The sequence below is a fragment of the Streptomyces sp. NPDC002306 genome, from assembly GCF_053593435.1.
Genome location: NZ_JBSFCK010000138.1, coordinates 1 through 1,698, shown reverse-complemented (window position 1 = coordinate 1,698; position 1,698 = coordinate 1). Strand labels below are relative to the sequence as shown.

General features: G+C 68.3%; 3 protein-coding genes. All 3 read left to right on the top strand.

Annotation, left to right across the window (positions count from 1 at the left end; genetic code table 11):
• Window positions 1-498 (top strand): potassium-transporting ATPase subunit C (locus ACWCQK_RS42445; protein WP_451164606.1); only part of this gene is annotated, 498 nt, incomplete at its 5' end.
• A gap of 115 nt (window positions 499-613) precedes the next feature.
• Window positions 614-1,297 (top strand): response regulator, encoded by a 684-nt coding sequence (locus ACWCQK_RS42440; RefSeq protein ID WP_451164604.1) that lies wholly within the window; start codon window positions 614-616, stop codon window positions 1,295-1,297.
• A gap of 2 nt (window positions 1,298-1,299) precedes the next feature.
• Window positions 1,300-1,698: histidine kinase (locus ACWCQK_RS42435; protein ID WP_451164602.1), on the top strand; the 399-nt coding region annotated here is incomplete at its 3' end.

Genomic DNA, 1,698 nt, shown 5'->3' with positions numbered 1-1,698 from the left:
GTCGGCTCCTCCCTCATCGGCCAGTCCTACAACCTGCCGCTCAAGAAGGGCCAGGAGACCCCGGACCCCGACCTCAAGTGGTTCCAGGGCCGGCCGCAGAACGGCCTCGGCAGCAACAGCGTCAACACCCAGTACTCGCTGATCCTGTCGGGCGCGACGAACCGTTCCGGTGACAACGCCGACCTGATCCAGTGGGTGAAGGACGCCAAGGCCGCCGTCGTCAAGGACAACTCGACCACCGACTACCAGGTCAAGTCGTCCGACGTGCCCGCCGACGCGGTCACGTCCTCCGGTTCGGGTCTCGACCCGGACATCTCCCCGGAGTACGCCGACCTCCAGGTCCACCGGATCGCCGAGCGCAACCACGTTCCGGTCGCCCAGGTGGAGAAGCTGGTCGAGGACCACACCTCGGGACGCGACCTCGGCTTCATCGGTGAGCCCCGCGTCAACGTCCTCGAACTGAACATCGCGCTCAAGGCCCTCGTGGCCAAGGGCTGATGGCGTTACGCGAACCGCACGGGAGCCGGCGGGCCGGGAGACATCCCGGTCCCGCCGGCTCCCGCCGCCATGAACGCGGTCACGGCCGCATGTACGACAGGAAAGGCGCACACCCATGACGCGGGTGCTGGTGGTGGAGGACGACCCGCAGCTCGTACGGGCCCTCGTGATCAACCTGCAGGCGCGCCGGTACGAAGTGGACGCGGCTCCCGACGGGGCCACGGCCCTTCGCCTGGCGGCCGCCCACCAACCCGACGTGGTGGTCCTGGACCTCGGCCTTCCCGACATGGACGGGGTCGACGTGCTCAAGGCGCTGCGCGGCTGGAGCCGGGTGCCCGTACTGGTGCTGTCGGCCCGTCGCTCCTCCGGCGAGAAGGTCGCCGCCCTGGACGCCGGGGCCGACGACTACGTCACCAAGCCGTTCAGCATGGACGAACTCATGGCCCGGCTGCGGGCCGCCGTCCGGCGCACCGAGGAAGTGACGCCGTCCGCCGGGACGACCCGGGTGAAGACGGCGGACTTCACGATCGACCTGCTCGCCAAGAAGGTCGTCCGCGGTGGGTCCGACGTGCGACTGACGCCGACGGAATGGCAGTTGCTGGAGATCCTGGTGACCCACCCCGGGCGGCTCGTCACACAGAAACACCTGCTCCAGGAGGTCTGGGGGGTGTCCCAGCGCAACAAGACCAACTACCTGCGGGTCTACATGGCCCAGTTGCGCCGCAAGTTGGAGTCCGACCCCTCCCACCCCCGCTATCTCATCACTGAACCCGGCATGGGTTACCGCTTCGAAGGGTGAACATGGCACGCGGCAAGCTTCGGATCTATCTCGGTGCGGCACCGGGCGTCGGCAAGACGTACGCGATGCTGTCCGAGGGGCATCGGCGGGTGGAGCGCGGTACGGACTGTGTGGTGGCGTTCGTGGAGCACCACGGGCGGCCGCGTACCGAGGTCATGCTGCACGGGCTGGAGCAGATCCCGCGCCGGGAGGTGGAGTACCGGGACACGGTCTTCACCGAGATGGACGTGGACGCCGTCCTGGCGCGCAGGCCCCAGGTGGCCCTGGTCGACGAGCTGCCCCACACGAACATCCCTGGTTCGCGTCATGCGAAGCGGTGGCAGGACGTGGAGGAGTTGCTGGCGGCGGGGATCGATGTCGTCTCGACGGTGAACATCCAGCATCTGGAGTCGCTGGGTGAT